At 69.2% G+C, this 20,892-nt stretch carries 1 protein-coding gene (only partly in view); it reads left to right on the plus strand.

The genetic code is table 11. The features are described from left to right. Positions 1-20,859 carry the 3' portion of a hypothetical protein gene (locus tag ACX1D0_RS13445; protein WP_459018506.1) on the plus strand. 16,620 nt of this gene lie to the left of the window's left edge, so 20,859 of the gene's 37,479 nt are visible here — the last part of the coding sequence; its start codon lies off the left edge, out of view; its stop codon occupies positions 20,857-20,859. The last annotated feature ends 33 nt before the right edge of the window (positions 20,860-20,892 follow it).

Here is a 20,892-nt window from a genome sequence, read left to right on the forward strand (position 1 = left end):
ATCAGCCGCCAGCCCAACGGCACGCTGGACCTCGCGCTGCTCAACGCCGTGGTCACGGTGCGGATCGACACCACCAACATCGTCAGCCTCGCCGGCTCCGCCACGTTCACCATCTCCCCGCTGACCGGGTTCCAGCTGGGTCGCTTCACCGTCACCGACTTCAAGCTGTTCCCGACCGCGCCCATCGCCGCGCCGACCGCCGCCATCCCCGTCCTGGTCACCGGCAACCTCGTCACCCCGGTCCGCGGGACCGTCGCCTCCGGTGTCACCGCGCTGACCGTGCAGTACACCACGTCGTCGGGCCGCATCAGGACGTCGTCGGTCAACGGCGACGAGCTCGAGGTCCTGGTCAGCGGCAGCACCACCCCGCTCGTCCTCAGCACGCCCGTGGCGGCGGGGCTCAACAGGTGGACCTACTCCCTCACCCTGCCCGGCGGAACCTCCGTGGTCAGTGTCCGGTTCATCGCGGGCCGCGTCATCGCCGAGGCCGCGACCAGCCCGTTCGCCGAGATCGGCAGCCTGCTGGGCTCCGTCGAACAGTTCTACACGTTCCAGGCCACCGGGACTCAGACCAAGCCCGGCCCGATCGCGTCGCTGCCCGCCGCCACCATCAGCGTGCAGCAGCTCAACGCGCAGGGCTACCTCGACGTCACCTACACCTCCGTGGCGAAGGACGCGACGGACAAGGTTCTCCCCATCGACAAGGACTTCCTCGGCAACTCCAGCCTCGCACCGTTCACGATCACCGGCCCCGTCGGCGACCTCAAGTACACCAGCGGCACCACCCCCGACGTCCTCGGGGCACCCGTCCTGATCGCCGGCGGGACTCCCGGCGCGACCTCGGTCACCTTCCGCTACTTCCTCAAGGACAAGACCCCCACCAACACCCTGGGCCTCTTCTCCGGCGCCGGCACCGTCACCATCCAGATGCTCGAGGGCCGGTCCCGCAGCATCGACGGCGGCACCTACGTCTACAACCAGGTGCAGACCCTCGCGCTGACCCTGAGCACCGCCCCGATCGGCGAGAAGACCACCGATGGGCCGATGACCATGGGGCCGCTGACCCTGCAGGGCCCGACGGTGGGCCTCGGCGGATTCGGCTTCTCCAACAGCAAACTGGTTCTCTCCGTCACCCTCGGCGTCCAGCGCGCCTCGCTCGCCTTCGGCGGCGACCCGGCCACCCCGGGACAGCAGACCGCCGCCCAGACGCAGTCCGGCGTCACAGTCGACCTGCTCGGCCTGCTCGGCTCCTTCGAGATCGCCGTCGACGTGTTCGGGCTGCTCGGCGGAACCGTCGACATCGCCCCCACCGGCAAGTGGAACATCCAGATCGCCTCCCTCGACGCGCAGATCCCGAAGGTCGCGCGGCTGCAGGCCACCGGCATCCGGTTCGGCTACGACCCGAAGGCCGACGCCACCCAGGAGATCATCCGGATCAACACCGCCACCATCACGTTCCCGAGCTTCGGCGTCACCGGCACCCTGCGCCCCTATGACCCGGCGCTGAAGTCCAACATCAGCCGCAACAACGACGCCACCCTCACCGCCGGTCAGATCCCCGGCCTCACCATCTTCGGCAACGGCTTCCGCCTCGGCACCGCCGAGCTTGCCTACGGGCTGCCCGCCATCCCCGACGGCAACGCCGTCACGCCCACGTCGGCGGACAAGAAGATCACCTTCGGCGGCATCCTCGAACTCGACGACATCCGCATCGGCATCTCCGGCCTCGACGTCCGCTTCCCGGTGGCGGGCGTGCCCACCACCGACGGCAAGGCCGGCTTCACCGGCATCATCTACATCGCCACCGGTGGCGCGAAGCTGTTCCCCGGCAAGTCCTTCGGTGCCACGCTCACCGACCGCAACACCGCCGACGACAAGCGCCAGGACGGCACGCCCGACGACGAGGCGTTCCGGATCGCACTGAGCTTCACCAACGGAGTGGTGGACAGCTTCCAGCTCACCGTCGACACGCTCGAGATCCGCCTCGGCACCTACGTGACCCTGACCGCCCGCGACTTCCGCCTCGACACCGGCGCCACCGGAACCCAGATCATGGCCAGCTTCGGCTCCGTGGGCGCCAAGGTGACCATCGGCTCCCTGCAGCTCAGCGGCGAGGGCCGCAACTTCGCCATCCTCGGCAACGGGTCCTTCGACGCCCTCCCCGGGTTCGGCGTGTTCATCTCCATCGGCTCGGCCACCGGTGAGAGCTTCAAGTGGCCGTCGTTCCTGCCCGTGAGGATCGACGCGATCGGCATCACCTGGGACGACGTCGAGCGCCGCCCGGCCGACTTCGTGCTCATCCTCTCGGCCAGCGTCACCGGCATCCAGGGCCTGCCCGGCGTGCAGGTCACCGGCGCCATCCAGGGCATCCGGATCCAGCCGTCGCTGCTCGCCGAGGGCAAGTTCCCGATCATCGGCCTCGACGCCCTGGCCGTCAGCGTCAAGGGCAAGATGTTCGGCGGCGACGTGTCGGCCAGCCTGGTGGGCGGCATCCTCAAGCTCGACGCCACGCACAACATCATCGGTGTGTTCGACACCACCACCGCGGTGGCCCAGCGCATCTTCTACTTCGGCCTCGAGGGCAGCATCTCCATCGCCGGCCTGGCGGGCTTCGGCATCCGCCTCGGCCTGTCCGAGCTCGGCCCGCTGGCGGTCGCGATCTCCGCGAACGTGCCCGGCGGCATCCTGCTCGAGCCGAACTCCGGCCTGTCCATCAACGACTTCTATGGCGGCGTCGAGTTCTTCACCACCCTCCCGTCGATCGAGGACCCGTTCGCGCTGCGCTCGTCGGCCTTCCAGCTTCCCACCGTGCTCACTGCCGACCAGTGGCTGGCCAACCTCCAGACCCAGGTGGCGAACCAGGCCAAGGCCCTCGCTGCTGATCCGAGCAAGAGCGGGTTCGCGGCCGCGTTCACCTCGCCCATGGTGATCACCGGCTCGGCCAAGATCTACTCCATCTACACCTCCCAGGCCGTGTTCAACGGGCAGGTGACCGTCAAGATCTCCACCGACGGCAAGTTCCTCGTCATCGGCAAGCTCAACTTCGCCGCGGACAACATCTCCATCAGCGGCCGCCTCTACGCCGACCTGTCCAAGGTGGCCACCGGCAGCGTCGTCATCCTGTTCCTCGCCGACATCCCGGACCAGGTGCGCCTGCTGACGCTCTACGGCAAGCTCAAGATGGGCTTCCGCAACTCCTCCGGCCAGGAGGTCACGTTCGACGTCGCCACCCTGCCCGACCCCGTCGCCACCGCCACCGCGCCCACCGTCACGCTCGGCGCGCCGTCGGTGAGCGGCGGCACGGTCCAGCACTCCGTCATCAACCAGGCCGGCACCAAGTCCGTCGACGTCGTCTACACCCCACCGCCAGGCGCATCCCTCAACGCGGCCAGGATCCTCGACGGCACGACGACCTTCACCCTCCCCGGCCGCACCGTCACCGTCGTGCCCACGGCCATCGTCTCGGTCACCACCGCCGACGGCATCGCGTTCGTCCCGCTGCAGCTCGACGCCACGGGCGCCTACGCCACCCGGCCCGACGGCACCCGGCTCAACATCCTGGCCAGGGCCGGCATGACTGACGACGCCCTGCGCCTCGCGGCCGTGCAGGCAGGCGGCATCACCCGCTTCCGCTACGACATCGGCTCCGCCGACCTCGCCCTCGGCACCTGGACCCTCACGTTCGCGGCCGGCACCGTCCGCAACGCCGACGTCACCACCCCCTCCGGCACCACTACCGGCGCGGGCAACGCGCTCACCACGCTGACATTCGCGGTCGTCGGCACCACGGCCACCCTCGCCAACCCGACGCCGAGCGCGGCCATCGACATCAACGTGCTCAACGGCCGCGGCTGGATCGACATCACGTTCACCAAGCCCGCCCTGTTCACCATCGACCCCGCCTCCATCACCGACCTCGCGCCCGAGTTCACGCTCGGCGGCGCCGGGGTCGGCACGGCCCGCCCCGATGCCGGACAGGCCCCGTCCCTCACCGGCAGCACGTCGACGACGATGACCTACCGCTACTGGCTGACCGGCCGGTTCGCGGCCACGGGCGACGTGACCGTCACCTTCCTCCCCGGCTCCTGGTCCTTCATCCTCACCCTCACCACCGCCCTGACCGTCACCGACGCCCCTGATGAGACCGGCGCGGGCAGCGTGGCAGTGCGGTTCCCGACCGGCGGCCAGGCGGGCGTGCCCGTCGGCTTCACCGTCGACCCCGACTCGGTCATCTCGCGCCTCAACGGCTTCAGCTTCGGCGGCACGGGCTGGGTCCTCACCCGCAACACCGCGGCCGCCATCACGGCCACCGACGTGCCCGGCGAGTTCCGCATCCCCGTCACCGTGACGACGGTGGGCTCGGGCGCGCTGACGGCGGCGCTCACCGCCGCGCAGGTGAGCTACACCGGGACGGTCACCGCCGGCTCGCAGGCCGGTCAGGTGATCACCGTCGCGCCTCGCACGTTCATCGACGTCGACTACACCGAGCCCGGGTCGGGCGTCTCGCTCGACGTCGCCACCATCCTCGACCTCGCGCCCGAGTTCGACCTGTTCGGCGGCGGCCTCGGCACCATCCAGCTCGACCTGTCGCGGCCCACGGTGCAGCTCACCGACGGCCTTCCCTCGGGCGTGCTGCGCTTCCGCTACTGGCTGACCGGCGCCTTCGATACCGGCTTCGCCGTGTCGCTGCTGCCGATCGCCGACAGCTGGGGCTACCGCGCCGCGACCGTAGCGCTGTCCGGTGGGTCCGTCAGCATGACCGCCGGGCAGGGTGCCAAGTCCCAGACCCTGAGCTTCACCCTCCCCACGGCGCCGACCGGGTACTCCTACGACGCCGACACCATCCGCAGCGCCGCCTTCCTGGCGAGCCTCACCTTCACCGCGCCGTCGGGATGGACGGTCGTCGTCGACCCGAGCGGGACGATCGGGCTGAGCGGGCTGACGCTCACCGTCCCCGTCCACGTTTTCCGCGACGATCCCACCCTTGCCGGGGGACCCGTCTCGGTGAGCCTCACCGCCATGGGTATGCCGGTCCTGGCCGCCACCGCGGCAGGTCTGCTCACGACGTCGATCGTCGGCGAGACCCGCAACTTCGTCGACGTTCCGCTCACGCCGCCGACCGGCATGACCATCAAGCTCACCAGCATCGGCACCGACGACATCACCGTCACGGTCAACGGCACGCTCGTCACGATCACCGGCGCGACCTACCTCGGCACGATCGACGGGGTGGTCTGGGTCCGCTACACGCTCGGGACCACGTTGCTCGCCAGCGACGCCGTCGTCGTCCGCGCCGCCACCAGTGGCGGCTGGACCCTCGTGGCCGCGGGCGGCGCCGAGTCCGCCTCCACGGCTGCGGCACCCGCCACCGGCACGCAGGTCGGAGTGCCCGCCGACGTGACCTTCGGCACCGGCACCGGAACCGCCGTGGTCCGCAGCCGCACCCAGACCTACCTCGACGTCACCTACCTCCCGCCGATCAACCCGACCACCAAGCTGCCGTACGCCATCTCGGCCGGCACGATCGGGTCGAACGACTTCACCATCAGCGGTGCGGGATCGGGTGCAGGCCTCACGTACCTCTACGCGGCGGACCTGGGCGGAAACACCTGGCGCTACATGTTCGAGGGCACCTTCGTCGCGGGCCAGGTCATCATCACCTTCCAGCTGGCCAACGTCGAGGACGGCTCCGGACGCAGCCCACCCGCCGGCACCACCACGCAGCAGACCTTCCGGGTGGTCGGCGCGACCGCCGACGTCGTGCGCACCGTGCCCATCGTCGACAATCCTGAGACCGTCGAGGTCGAGTCCGGCGAGACCACCCAGCCGGTCAACGGTGCCACAATCGGCCGCGACCGCCTCAACACCCTCAAGTACCTCGAGATCCGCTTCGCCGGCACCTCCGGCTTCGGAATCGACCACACCACCATCAATGGCGACGAGCTCGAGTTCCGCGCACCCGACGGCACCCTCATCGCCCTCGGCGCCCCCGTCCGCGTCGGCACGTCCGACGTGTACCGCTACAGCTTCACCGCGACCCTCGGCCTCGGCAAGTACACCGTGACGTTCCTCGCCGGGCGCTTCGCCGACCTGGGCGGCAACCTCAACGCCGCCGAGACCGAAGAACTCATCCTGGCCGCTCCCACCTCGGCTCCCGCCAACCCCGGAGCCGGCTCCGTCGTGGACGCCAAGGACCTCGAAGGTCGCGGCTGGGTGGACATCACCTTCGCAAACTTCCCCGGCACCGTCGCCGTCGACCGCGCCACGATCACCGACGCCGACGCCGAGGTCACCATCACCGCCGGCGGCAAGGAACTCACCGTCATCGGCGCGGCCATGTGGCTGGGCGGCAACACGTTCCGCTACTTCTTCTTCGGCCACACGTCGGGCGACCTCGCCATCACGTTCATCGACGGCTCGTGGAGCAGCGCGCAGGGCACGCTGTACGCCGCCGCCGACCACACGGCGCCCACGCCCGAGTCGAACCTCACCGCCGCCGTCATCCTGCCGCGATTCTGGGTGTCGGTCCGCCTCGCCCCGACCTTCGGCACCACCGTCAACACCTCGACGCTGGGCTCCAACGACCTGACGCTCAGCGGCGCGGGCCTCACCGGCCTCACCTTCGTCGACGTCTGGTTCGGCGCCGACAACGCCAACGGCAGCGGCCTGGCCTACTACTCGTACACCAAGACCGGCACCATGGCCGCCGGCACCCTGACCGTCACGCTGCACGCCGGTGCCTGGGCCGATTCCGCGGGCAACCTGGCCGAGGGCTCCGCGCAAACCATCAAGGTCATCGAGCAGGGGCAGTCGTTCTTCATCGAGCTGTCCGGCGGCATCCTGCTGCAGGCCGCCGAACTCCTGCCCGAGCCGCTGCTGCACATCACCGCCGAGGTCGTGCTGGAGATCGACTTCAACCGCAAGTCGTTCATCCTCACGTTCCAGGGCCAGATCTCGGTCTACGGTCTCGGCACCATCGGCGCCACCGCCGGCCGCTTCGTGCTCGTGATCGGCACCTCAACCACCAACCCGATGCATCCGATCCCGCAGCTCTGGGGCGTGGCCAGCATCGAGACCAACTTCTCCGGCCTGGAGAAGTACGGCCTGTTCCTCGGCGGGTCGGCGCAGCTGCGGATGAACCTCACCAACGAGGTCAAGACCGAGACCCTGACCCTCAAGGGCGTTGGCCCCGGCGGCAGCGACCTCACCGACACCTTCGTGCTGCAGCCGTTCAGCTTCGGCTTCCAGATCGTCGGCCAGCTGGTCCTCAAGCCCGGCGGCACCGAGCTGATGCGGGTCCAGGGCGGCGTCTACCTCAACATCTCCATGGGCTCGAACCCGCGGATGGACATCTTCCTCACCGGCACGCTGTCGTTCGGCTCCGGATCCGCCCGCCTCGAGTACGGCTCGGTCACCGGCGTGCTCATCCTCGTCGCCGGCACGCGCAACGGCCTCCCGTTCTTCGGCGTTGCGGGCAGCATCAAGGTCTCGAGCGGCGTCGGCATCGGCCTGCCCGACGTCGGCACGCTGTTCTCCGCCAGGGGCTCGGTCTCGGTGATCTTCAACACCACCATGGCTGAGCAGTCGTTCACGGTGCCGACGGCGTTCCTGCCGCTGCTGCTGCCCGGCCAGTCGCCCACGTTCATCATCCCGGCGTCGGCGCCCGGACTCGACGGCCAGCCCATTCCAGGCGCGCTCCCGAGCGTGTACATCACCGCGATCGTCGAGGCCGAACTCACCATCGGCGGCATCCTCACCCTGACCGGCATGATCAAGCTCACCGCGGGCGTCAACGCCGAGGGCGCGTTCATCCAGATCGAGGGCGCGGTCGGCACCACCATCCAGTACCTCGGCGCTCTCACGGGCAGCCTCTATCTCGCGGTCTACATCGGCCCGCGCACGGGGATCGTCGGCCGCGTGCAGCTCACGCTCGGCGCCAACTCCATTCCGGGCGTCAGCCTCAACGGCCAGTTCCTTCTTGAGATCAACAGCTTCGCCACGCAGCAGACGATCCAGACCTACGAGCTGGAGACCGCCAACGTCGGCGGGCGCCAGGTGTTCGGCGGGTTCAAGCGCGTGGGCGGCAACCTCGTGGTCGCCAACGAGACGCTCGGCGTCGTCGCGGGCTTCCGCATCGAGATGTACGGTTCGGTCGTCATCAGCAACGCCCTCGACATCTTCGGGCACGTCGTCTTCACGCTCAGCTCGGGTGGCATCACGCTGGTGGTCAACGGCAGCGCCACGCTGCCCATCCTCGGCACCCTGTCCATCGTCGACTCCGGCTTCTCCATCACCTCGAAGGGCCTGGTCGCGCGGATCGACATCTCGCTGAACTCGAACTTCGGCGCCTCCATCGACCTCGGGTTCGCCGCGTCCGCGCTGCTGGAACTCAACACCACCGGTGCCGACGCCGTCCTCGGGTCGACCACCGTCAAGCCGGGCCTCAAGCTGCGGATCGAGGGGTCCATCAACTTCCTCGGCTTCGCCAAGGGCAGCGGCTTCGCCGAGATCCGCCTCGGCGGCGGCTCCTTCGTCATGGCCTTCGGCGTCGCGTTCGACCTGGCCGGCTTGAAGTTCTCCGCCAACGGCATCGCGGGCATCTACAGCGACGGCGTGGTCATGCGCGTGTCCGTCAGCGCCTCGGCGGACGCGTTCGTCTTCAGCCTGAGCGCGTCTGGAACGCTGTCGCTCAACACCACGGGTGAGGTTCGAGAGGGAGTCGAGCAGGGCTTCAAGCTGGAGATGACCGGATCCGTCACCCTGCTCAAGTTGTTCAGCTTCAACGCGGGCTTCACCATCGAGGTGGGCCGCCCGCGGCCCTGCGTGGAGAACGTGCCGTGCACCTTCCAGGAAGGCTCGTGGTACCTCAACGCCTATGCCAGCCTCGACTTCTTCGGCTTCAACCTCAGCGGGTCGATCTTCCTGAGCTCCGAGGGCGATTTCAGCCTCAAGCTCTCCGGTCGGATGCAACTGGGTGGCAGCTTCATGGGCATCCGCGGCAGCTTCTCGCTGGAGGTCTCCTTCCTCAAGCACCAGGACGCGTGGGGAATCACCTACTACACGCTGTTCATCGGCGGCTCGGCGAGCGTCGAGGTGTACTTCGACTTCAAGATCTTCGAGATCAGCCTCGGTGTGGGCCTCGAGTTGTCGGTCAGTGCCGACTCCCGCGAAGCCGACATCAACGGCGACGTGCCGCTGAAGTTCCGCATCACGGTGCGGTTCAAGGTCCTCGGCTCGTGGTACTCGCGCAGCGACACGTTCACCATCGGCACCGTCCGGTTCCCCGTCACGCCCTACCTGGCCAGCAACGGACGGACCGACTATCTGGCCGACCCGGACACCTCCGGTACCTACCGCAACCTGCGCGCCTGGGAGGCCAGCGACACCCAGCTGTACCTCAACGTCGGCGCGCTGCCTCAGCGGCAGGCCCGCAACGTCTCCGGAACGGTGGAGAACGAGACCGTCCTCATCGAGCAGCTCGGCAACCTGGACGGCAACGGGCGCGCCACCATCCAGATCACCGCCTTCGGCTACACCAGGACGTACCTGCACGTGGCCCGCGTCTACGGCTACTTCGGCAGTGGAGTCGACTCGGTGACCGTGGACGCGAGCGTCAAGATCCCGGTGCTGCTCGACGGCGGAGCGGACAACGACACGATCGTCCTCGCCGGCTCCCCGGCCGCGGCACTGCCATCGGGCACACCGTCCAGCGACTCGGCGTTGTGCGCCACCAACCCGTCGACCTTCGCCGGCAGCATCCTCTGCGGCGGCGACGGCGCGGACCGCCTCACGGTGACGAACTTCGCATCCGCAGTGGTCGACGGCGGCGGTGGCGATGACATCATCACCCAGACAGGCACAGGCACTGTCCGGTTCTACGGCGGCGCGAACAACGACACCCTCACCGGAAACACGCCCAACGCCAAGCTGTACGGCGACGGCGGCAACGACACCCTGCAAGGCCCGGCCGCGCTCTACGACGGCGGCGCCGGCGACGACCTCATCCGCGCCACCCACGCGATCTTCGCCAGCCCCGAGACCCGCCCGATCGTCGGCGGCGACGGCACCGACACCCTGGAGCTGCTCCTCACCGACGGCAGCGACACCTACACCATCACCAACCCGTCGACGAACCTGCTCCGCCACACGCTCGGTGGCACCACCAAGGAGTCCTTCGACATCGAGCGCCTGAGCCTCGACGCATCCGCCGGATCCGACGTCATCACGCTCAACAACATCAACGGCAACAGCTCCGGCCTCACCAGCATCGAACTCCAGCTCGGTGGCGGCGGCCTCGACGTCGTCAACGTGCTCGGCTCCACCGGTGCCGACAGCTTCACCCTCGGCACGCACGTGGGCGTCTCCACCGGCACCCGCACCACCGTGACGCTGGCCGGCTCTATCGGCTACACCGTCTACATCGCCGGTGGCGTGCGCTCTCAGGGCGACCGGCTCGTCGTCCGCGGCATGGCCGGCAACGACACCATCGACGCCTCCGCCGTGACCGTCGACCAGCTGGCGCTCATCCTCGACGGCGACGACGACTCGACCGTCGGGACCGTCGGTGACGGCAACGACGTGCTGATCGGCTCGCGGTTCGACGACGTGTTCTTCCTCGGCGGCGGCAACGACACCGTGACCGGCGGCCTGGGCCGGGACACCTTCGACGACGAGGGCGGCACCAACACGCTCGTCGAGTCCTTCGAGGGCGTGGACTTCGGGCTCTACGACGACGTGTTCATCGTCGGCATCGTCGCTGGCCTCGATTTCGCGGCGGGCGCCGTCGTCGAGGCCCTGGACGACCAGTTCGCCTTCGTGCGGCTCACCTCGACCGGCGACCGCGCCACCACCATCCTCGTCGGCGACGTCGACGGCCGCGTCAAGGTCGGCACGCTGACCTACGAGGTAGACCCGTGGACCCGCACCGCGTTCCTCGACCCCGGGCTCGGCAACGACCTCGTCCGCATCGAGCTCACCGGCTCCACCGGCCTCGCCGTCCACGTCCAGGGCTCCGCCGGCACCGACCGCGTCGTCGTTCAGGGGACCACCGCGCCCGACGACCTCATCCTCGACGTGGTCAGCAGCCCGCCCACCGATACGCACGCCAACCGGATCCGGCGCGTTTCCTTCGCCACCGGCACCATGAGCACCATCGGCACCATCACCTACGGCGGCGTCGAACTGGTCGAGATCAACACGCTCACCGGCGGCGACCGGATCGCGATCCGCGCCCTCCAGGTGGAGACCCTCCTCAACACCGGCGAGCACACCGATACCATCGCGGTCGGCTCGAACGCGGCCGGCGCGGGCACCACGGGCAGCGTGTGGACCAACACCGGCGGCACCGTCGACGCCGTCGACGCCAAGCTCACCGTCATCGGCGGCACCGGCCCCGGTGCCATCACCGGCAACGACCTCCTCGCCGTCGACGACACCGGCGACACCACGGCCAACACCGGCGACCTGACCTCCACGCTGATCACAGGCCTCGGGATGGCCGTCGGCATCACCTACAGCGGCGTCGAGTTCCTCACCATCGACCTCGGCTCCGGCGGAGACACCTTCACCATCCACAGCACCCACGCCGGCAGCACCGCTCTCACCACCCGCAACGGCGCCGACCTGGTCGTCGTGCGCAGCGTGGCCGGCATCACCACGGTCCACACCGGCGACGACGACGACATCGTGCGCATCTCCTCGACGCTCACCGGCGTCGGCGGCGACCTGGTCGGCATCACCGCACCCCTGACGATCACCGGCGGCCTCGGCACCGACACCCTCTACCTCGACGACGCCGGCACCGTCCTCGACCGCATCGGCGTCCTCACCGGCACCAGCGTCTCCGGCCTCGGCATGACCGGCGGCTCCCCGAAGCCGAGCCTGGTCCAGGTCGTCAGCGTCCTCGGCGCCGTCGACGGCCGCTTCGCCCTCAACGTCGCGGGTGTCGGCACCACCGGCCAGCTGGCCTTCGACACCTCCGCCGCCCGCATGCAGGAACTGCTCGGCAACCTCGTCGGCCAGAACAACGTCCGGGTCACCAAGGCCGGCGGGCGCTGGACCGTCCAGTGGACCGGCACCCTCGCCGACACCGCAGGATGGGGCCACACGCTCACCGTCGTCCCCGTGACGGGCTACCCGCTGCTTCCCGCCACCGTGGCGCCCAGCGTCCTGCGGATGACCGACGGCCGAGTGGACTACTCGCTGTTCGAGACCCTCGACCTCACCCTGGGCTCCGGCAGCGACGTCCTCAACGTCGACAGCACCCACGCCGGTCTCACGAAGGTGCACGCCGGCCCCGGCGACGACCGCGTCAACATCGAGTCCCTGTCCGGCACCACCGTCATCGAGGGCCAGGCCGGCAACGACTGGCTGCTCGTCAACGCAGTCCCCGGCCCCGTCGGCAGCAATCCGATGAACGGCCAGCGCCTGACCCTCGACGGCGGGGCCAACTCCGACAACTACCTGATCGACCTGTTCGGTGTGGGGAACAGCCGGATCGACGTCATCGACGTGGCAGACGGCGGCACCAATGTCCTGGCCGTCAACGGGTCCAGTCTGGACGACACGTTCCTGTTCCGCCGCGGGATGATCGCGCAGCTGTCCAACCGCGCCTCGGGCAACTGGTTCATCGACGCCGAGATCGTCACGTATGGCGCCACCATCACTGGCGGCGTGCTCGTGGACGGTCTGGCGGGCGACGACGCCTTCGCCTTCGACGACACCTCGTCGGTCCTCACCGTGACCGGTGGCTCCGGCAACGACGTGTTCCGCTTCGGCCAGCTCTACACGGGCTATGCGATCACCGCCCCCACACCCGGTACCGTGCAGGCGCACCTGGGCTTCGGCGACTTCTCCCTCCCGACATCCGCGACGGCAGACCCCGCCTACTTCACCGAGCACTTCTTCGCCTCCACCCGAGGCTGGCTCACCAACGGCGTGTCCTTCACCGCGCACGTGTACGGCGGCTCGGGCGACGACGTGTTCGAGGTGTTCCGCAACGTCGCCACCCTGAACCTCTACGGCGAGGCCGGGGACGACACGTTCATCATCCGGAGCTTCGTCCACGAATCAGAACTCACGGCGCTCGACGCCGGCGAGGGCCGCAACTTCATCCAGTACGCCTCCAACGCGCCGGTCAACATCGACGGCGGCTCCGGCTTCGACCTGGTGGTCCTCATCGGCACCGAGTTCAACGACGTCTTCGTCATCACGGCGGACGGTGTGTACGGCGCCGGCCGCGTGGTGCGCTACGTCAATGTCGAGCGCGTCGCGATCTACGGCATGGAGGGCGACGACGTGTTCCACGTGCTGTCGACGAACCCGGCCGTCGAGCTGTCGATCTACGGCGGACTCGGATCCGACCGGATCGAGATCGGCGGCCAGGGCGTGGCTGTCCAGGCCGACGACCTCCTCGGGCACACCGGCCTGATCAGGCACTCGGTGGAGAGCACCGTGAGCGCGTGGACCGGCATCCCCGTCGACGGCATCGCCGCCGAGATCATGGACAACGACGAGCCCACCGTCGTGGTGGCGCCGGCCGGTGGCCAACTCGTGCTTGTCGAGGGCGAGGAGGGCGTGCTCCTGGTGCGTCTCGCCTTCACGCCGACGTCGAACGTCCTGGTCACCCTGGTTGGGCCTGCGGTGAACCCGCTGTCGCAGAGCCGCTCCCGCGCCCTCGAATTCTGGAACGGCAGCACGTGGGAGACGTCCATCACGCTCACGTTCACAGGGACCGCGCAGCAGGAGGTCAGAGTCCGCGCGACGCAGGATCTGGCGGCCGAGGGCGAGCGCATGCACCCGATCGACGCCATCGTCACCGGTGGTGGCTACGACGGCGCCCTCGTCGCGACGACCTTCGTCCGCGTGCTCGACGACGACGCTCCCGAGGCGGCCGTGGTCGAGCCCGACGGTGGGCTCAGCGTGGTCGAACCCACTGGCGGCATCGGCGGCACCACCGCCACCTACGAGGTCCGGCTGACCCAGCGGCCCCTGGCCACCGTCACCGTCCTGGTCAGCGCGCCCGACGGGCTGCAGTTGTCGCTCACCGGTTCGGGCTGGTCTGAGACCCTGACGCTCACCTTCACCACGGCCAACTGGGACACGGCGCAGACGGTCCGTGTGCGCGCCGTGGACGACACCGCCGTCGAGGGCCAGCAGGTTGCCGCCATCACCGCAACCGTCACCTCCGGCGACGCCATCTCCGGCGCAGTGACGGGCCTGGGTGCGGTGCCGAACGAGTTCGCCTTCGCCTCCGGCCTGGCCGACGGCGTGCTCAAGGGATACCTGATCGTGCTCACCAGCGGCGATGGCGCGGGCCAGGTCCGGCGCATCTGGCGGAACACGGCCACCACCATCGAGATCGAGGGCGAATGGGACGTGGCGCCCGGCACGGGAGACACGTTCACCATCCTCGGTTACACCGCGCCCGCGACGAGCACGCAGATCGTCGGGACCGTGACAGCCATCTCCGGCGACCACCGCACCGTCACACTCAGCGGCGTCACGCTGCCCACCGTCAACGGCGGCCTGGCCGGGGCGCTCCTGCGGCTCGTGGGGGCCAACGGAACCGCGACGTACCGCACCATCGCCTCCAACACGGCCACGACCATCACCGTCATCGACGCCTGGGCATCCGACACCTTCACTCTCGGCGTCAGCCAGGTCTACGTGGCGGAGCTGCTCGGTGCCATCGTGCCCAGGGCCACGGTGCTGGTGCACGACGGCGACACCCCGGGCGTCGTCATCGCGCCCGTCGGCGGCGACATCCGGCTCGTCGAGGGCGCCACCGGTAGCCAGTTCGGCGCCACCGGCCAGTACACCGTGCGTCTCAGCACCGCCCCCACAGCCGATGTGACGGTCACGATCCAGGCCATCCGCTCGTACACGTACGGCGGCGACTGCTCCACCTCCGATGGCTGCTACGAGATCCAGCTCGAGTTCGTCCTGGGCTCCGGCCAGAGCCTCGACGGCGACGGCAATCTGGTTCTCACGTTCAAGCCCACCAACTGGTTCAAGACCCAGACCGTCACGATCCGCGCAATCGACGACACGTACGTCGACGGTGGCCTCGTGCAGGAGTTCGCCGACTCGGCCCGCCGCACCCACCTGATCCAAGGCCCGCTGTACGTCTCCGGTGGCGACGACCCGCATCCGCCGGTGCAACTCTCGCTGGACGGCTACCTGCCGATCGCGATGCCGGGCGAGACGTCCACCGAGCCGCAGCCGGTGACGGCCAGCACCGGGCGCGCCATCGAGTCGGCACAGGTCGACACCCTCATCGTGCACAACGAGGATTCCCCGGCCAACGACACCGGCGTGCTGACCAGCACCCGCATCACGGGCCTCGGCATGGCCACCGACTACGCGCTGGCCGGCCGCCCGGTGCTCGGCGGCATCCGCTACTCCGACTTCGAGGATCTGCAGATCCTGCTCGGCTACGGCGACGACACCTTCACCGTCGAGAGCACCCACGCGGGCACCACGACGATCAACGCCGGCCTCGGCAACGACACGATCACGGTACTCACCGTCGACGGGCACACCAGGATCATCGGCGGCCCCGACGCGCTCGGCCTCGGCCGCCCCGACAACGACCGCTTCATCGTCGGCACCGCGACGGGCCTTCTCGACCTGCTGCGCGCGCTGCTGGTCCTCGAGGGCGGCGTCGGCACCGACGTGGCCACCCTGCGTGACTTCGGCGACGACAACCACAACCTCGGCTGGCTGACCCAGGACACCGTCACCGGGCTGGACATGACCCCGCGCGCCTCCCTCGACGAGCTGGGCCGCCCGCTCGACCGCCTCTACTCCGTCACCCCCCAAGCCGGGGCCACCCACTTCACGATCATGCTGTCGCAGGTCGTGGGCGGCGTGGCCAGCGGCATCGGTGCGGTGACCTTCGCGGTGGGCACCGCCGCAGAGGCAGTCCGGATCGCCCTGCAGAAGCTGCTGTACCCCACCACCACAGGGGCCGACGAGGGCGTCTCGATGAGCTGCGGACTGACGGGCGACACTCGGTGCGCGGCCAGCGTGTACGTCTGGCTCGTCGGCGGTACCTACCTCATCGGCTTCCGCGGCGAGGTCAACGAGTCCACCACCCTGCCGGTCACCATCCAGCTCACGGCGCTCGGCGCCGGGGCGGCCGCCGTCGATACCGATTCCCGCGCGGGCATCCGCTACCTCGGTCTCGAGACGCTCAACCTGCAGCTCGGCTCCGGCAACGACGTGCTCAACATCCGCGGCACGCTGCCCATCACCAACGTCTCGTTCGGCATCGGCGACGACCGCGTCTACATCTCCTCGCGCGCCGACGTCGGCCTGACCGAGAAGCCGCAGTTCCTGGCCGGACACCTCGACCTCATCGAGGGCACCCTCAACCTCGACCTCGGCGCCGGCCGCCACACCCTGCTGCTGAGCGACGAGGACGCGGGCGCCGGCGACACCAACGTCCTGATCACCGACGTTGCCGCCGCGGCCCGGGCACGTGACGCCGCGCTGGCCCTCACCGGCGAGATCTTCGTCGTCGGACTCGCCCCCGCCGGCATCTCGTGGCGAGCGGCGACCACCGGTGGCAACTTCGCCGACGGCATCCGGATCTGGACCTCCGGGTTCGACGACCGCATCGTCATCGACGGCACCCATGAGCGCAGCGACGTCCGCACCACCACGTGGCTCAACACCGGCCTCGGCAACGACCACGTCACCGTCAACCTCACGGCCGGCCAGGACGGGTTCTTCGTCCTCAACACGCAGGGTGCATTCGATAACCTCCTCGACCTGAACGCGGATCTCGACGACGGGGACGAGCCGGCCGCGGCCGACCGCGTCATCTCGGTCGTGGTCAACGGCACCACCACCATCCCGCTGAGCCGCTACACCGTGAGCTCGCGCCTCGCCCTCATCGGCCTGTTCGACTCGCTGGTGCCCGGCGACTCCGTCGTCGTGACGCTGCACCTGACGTCGTGGACGGTCCAGAGCGTCGGCTCGTTCGCACTCGGGACGACGGCGGGCCTCGTGGGCTACCGCGTGTGGGTCAACGGCCGCCTGCTCGCCGCGAACGAGATCACGCTGACCGGCAGCACCCTCACCTTCGCCGCGCCCAACCAGCGCGACGGTTCGGCCGCTCACGTCGTGGTCGAGGTCACCCGCTCGGCCACACAGACCTTCCAGGTGCCTGCCACCGGTGCAATCCTGCCCGTGGGCCTGACCGACGACGACACCGTGGTCGGCACCGCCTCCACTCTCCCCCTCATCATCTTCGGCGGGTACGGCAACGACGATCTGCGCGGCGGCCAGGGTGCCGACGTCATCTTCGGCGACCGCGGCGTGGTGCAGTGGCACGACGTCTCCGGGGCCACCCCCGTGCTGGTGGCGCAGTCCGGCAATGGCGGCGTGGACGACTTCACCGACGGCGTCATCCGTCCCTCCACCGTCGTCACTGTCCGCGACAACTACCTCGGTGGAGCCGACACGATCCGAGGGCTGGGCGGCGAGGACGTCCTCATAGGCGGAACCGGCAACGACCGCATCGACGGCGGCGACGGTCGCGACCTCATCTTCGGCGACAACGTGCTTCTCGACCGCCGCACGACACTCGGCAACCACACCAACCCTCGCTTCCGCGTCCTGGGCGGCACGCAGATCTACTCGACGGCAGGCGGAAACGCAGCGGGCACCGCACAAATCACCGGCGCGTGGCAGAACGACCCCGCCGGGGCGACCCCCTGGAGCGACTTCCGGATCACCCTGCTCGACCACACCTCGACGACCGCAACAAACCTCTACGGCAACGACTACATCGCCGGCGGCGCACATGACGACGTCATCTTCGGCCAGCTGGGCGACGACGTCATCCAGGGCGACGGCTCCATCGACACCGCACTGACCGGCGGCCAGGACGTCTCCGCGGCCCGCGACGCCAACGGCCTTCTGGTGCTCAACCCGTCGTTCGAGGCAACCACCGACGGCGACGACTACATCGAGGGCGGCGGCGGCGCCGACACGATCTTCGGCAACCTCGGCCGCGACGACATCATCGGCGGCAACTCCAGCCTCTTCTCGCTGATCACGTCCGACCTGCGCTCCGATGCTGCCGACTTCATCTTTGGTGGCGCGGGCACCGACATCGGTCGCAACGACGACACGGCCGGTCACGGCCGCGACTCGGACACCATCGTCGGCGACAACGGCAACATCTTCCGGCTCGTCGGCATCAACGGCACGGCCGGCGCCGGCTACCTCGCGTTCAACTACGACAACTACGGCGGCCCCGCCAACGAGCGCCTGATCCCGCGCGCCGTCGACCTGCTCGACTACACGCCTGGCGGTCCGGACTTCCTGCCCGCGGCGCTCACCGGCAACATCTACGGCGACGACGAGGTGCACGGCGAGGCCGGCGACGACACCGTCTACACCGGCGCCGGCAACGACGTCATCTTCGGCGACGCCGGCGACGACGACCTCATCGGCGGCTGGGGACACGACTGGATCTCCGGCGGCACCGGCATCGACGGCATCCTCGGCGACGACGGCCGCATCTTCACCGCCCGCAACGGCACCGCGGAGCCTCTCAACGGCATCGCAGCCACCACCCAGCGCACCATCTACACGCCGGGCAAGGTCCAGACCGCGATCCTGTACCCGACGGACAAGCTCAACAAGACCGTCGACCTCACCCCGTTCGCCGCCGACGGCGCCTGGAGCAACCCGCTCAACCCGATCGCCTACGCCAACGACGTCATCTTCGGCGGCTGGGACGACGACTTCATCCACGGCGGCTCCGGCGACGACGCCATCTCCGGCGCCGAGGCGCTTGTCGAGGGCTACGGAGTGGGCGGCGTCCGCAGCGACTTCACTGTGCCGTTCAACGACGGGAGCCTCCTCGGCTTCGACCCGACCACCGGCATGTTCCCGCTCTACGACGAGTACGCGCCGATGAAGAAGATCATGCTCGGCGGTGGCGAGTGGTTCCTCAACTTCTCGCACCTCGACGGGCGCCCAGTCGGCGGTGTCTTCACCGACGGCGACGACGTCATCTTCGGCGACCACGGCAACGACTGGCTCGTCGGCGGCACCGGCCGCGACACCCTGTGGGGCGGCTGGGGCAACGACCTGCTCAACGCCGACGACGATCTCACCACCAACGGCGGACTCAACGACCAGCCCGACACCCACTCCACCTACGAGGATCGCGCCATCGGTGGCGCCGGGCTCGACATCCTCATCGGCAACACCGGCGGCGACCGCCTCATCGACTGGGTGGGCGAGTTCAACAGCTACCTCGTGCCGTTCGCGCCGTTCGGCCTCGGCACGGTCAGCCGCCAGGTGCCCCCGGGTCTCTACGACTTCCTCTACGACCTCTCGGAGGCACAGGGCGCGGACTTCACCGTGGCTCAGCTGGCCGGCCCGATGACTGAGGACCGCAACGGCGAGCCGTTCGGCGAGATCGGCCTCATCGTCCAGCAGGACGAGTTCTGGCAGGAGCAGACCGGTGGTCCGCGCGACCCGCAGCCCGGCAACGTGCCCGGCGGCAAGCGCGACGTCCTCCGCGCGGCCGACTTCAACTCCGGCGCCCAGGCGTTCTTCGCGGACTCCGGCACCTTCGTCGCTCAGGGCGGCACGCTCAACGTGACCGCGACGTCGACCTCCGGCGACGCGGTGGCGGTGTGGTACATCGACCAGTACCTGCCGATCTACTACGAGATCCACGCACAGGTGTTCCTGACCAAGCCCACGGCGGGCTGGAAGGCCAACGCCTACGTCATCTTCGACTACTTCAGCCCCACGGACTTCAAGTTCGCCGGCGTCGACCAGTCCACCAACAAGCTGGTCATGGGTCGACGTACAGCGGCCGGCTGGTTCGTCGACGTGCAGAGCTCCATCTCGGGCGGCGTGAAGTACAACACCTGGTACACCATGCTGGTGGCGGTCAACGGCACCACCGTGACCGTGCTGCTGGGCGGGACCGTGGCGTTCACGTACACCTTCGCGCCTCGGATCATCGACGGCGTGGCGGTGGGCCTGAACAAGGGCTTCGTCGGCGTCGGGTCCAACCAGGCGCGCGGCAAGTTCGACAACATCTCCGTGGCTGTCCTGCCGCCGCAGATCACGCTGGACGTCACCGAGAACTTCGACGACGGTGCCGGCCTGGCCGCGGACGTCGAGCAGGGCACCTGGACGGCGTCGGGTGGCTCGCTCGGGTCGACCGGGACGACGACAACCCCTGCCGTGACGCTTCTGGACCTCGGCGACACGCTTGAGGCCAACTCCTACCTCGAGATCACCGCGACGTTCACCCTCGGCGCCGGCGCCGTGGCCGGCCTCGTCTACGACTTCTACAGCATGGACGAGTACAAGTTCATCGTCCTCGACGTGGCGGCGCAGCGCATCGTGTTCGGCCACGTCACCGAGGGCCAGTGGTACGCGGACGAGGTCGTCGCCCGCACCCTGGTGGCCGGCCAGCCCTACACGATGCTCGTGACGATCAAGGGGGCGTCGGTGTCGCTCGTGCTCAACGGCGAGTTCATCCGCTCGCGCTCGTACAACTCGGCCTTGGCCGACGGCCGCGTGGGCCTGATCGTCGATGCGGGGTCGGCCTCCTACGACTCGGTCCGGATCCGCACCGACGGATACACCCCGCCCGATGCCCTCAGCGCGACCGCCGCCACGCTGACTGAACCCGCTGCGTCTGAGCCGATCCCGACGGAGCCTGTGCCCACCGACCCGGTTGAGCCGGCGCCGTCGGATCCTGTGCCCACCGACCCGGTTGAGCCGGCGCCGTCGGATCCTGTGCCCACCGACCCCGTCGAGCCGGCGCCGACCGAGCCCGCTCCCGCGCCGACCAAGCCGCGCAAGAAGTAGACGTCGCACCTGTCGCTCCTCTCAGGAGACCAT

The organism is Tessaracoccus pujii (assembly GCF_054483895.1).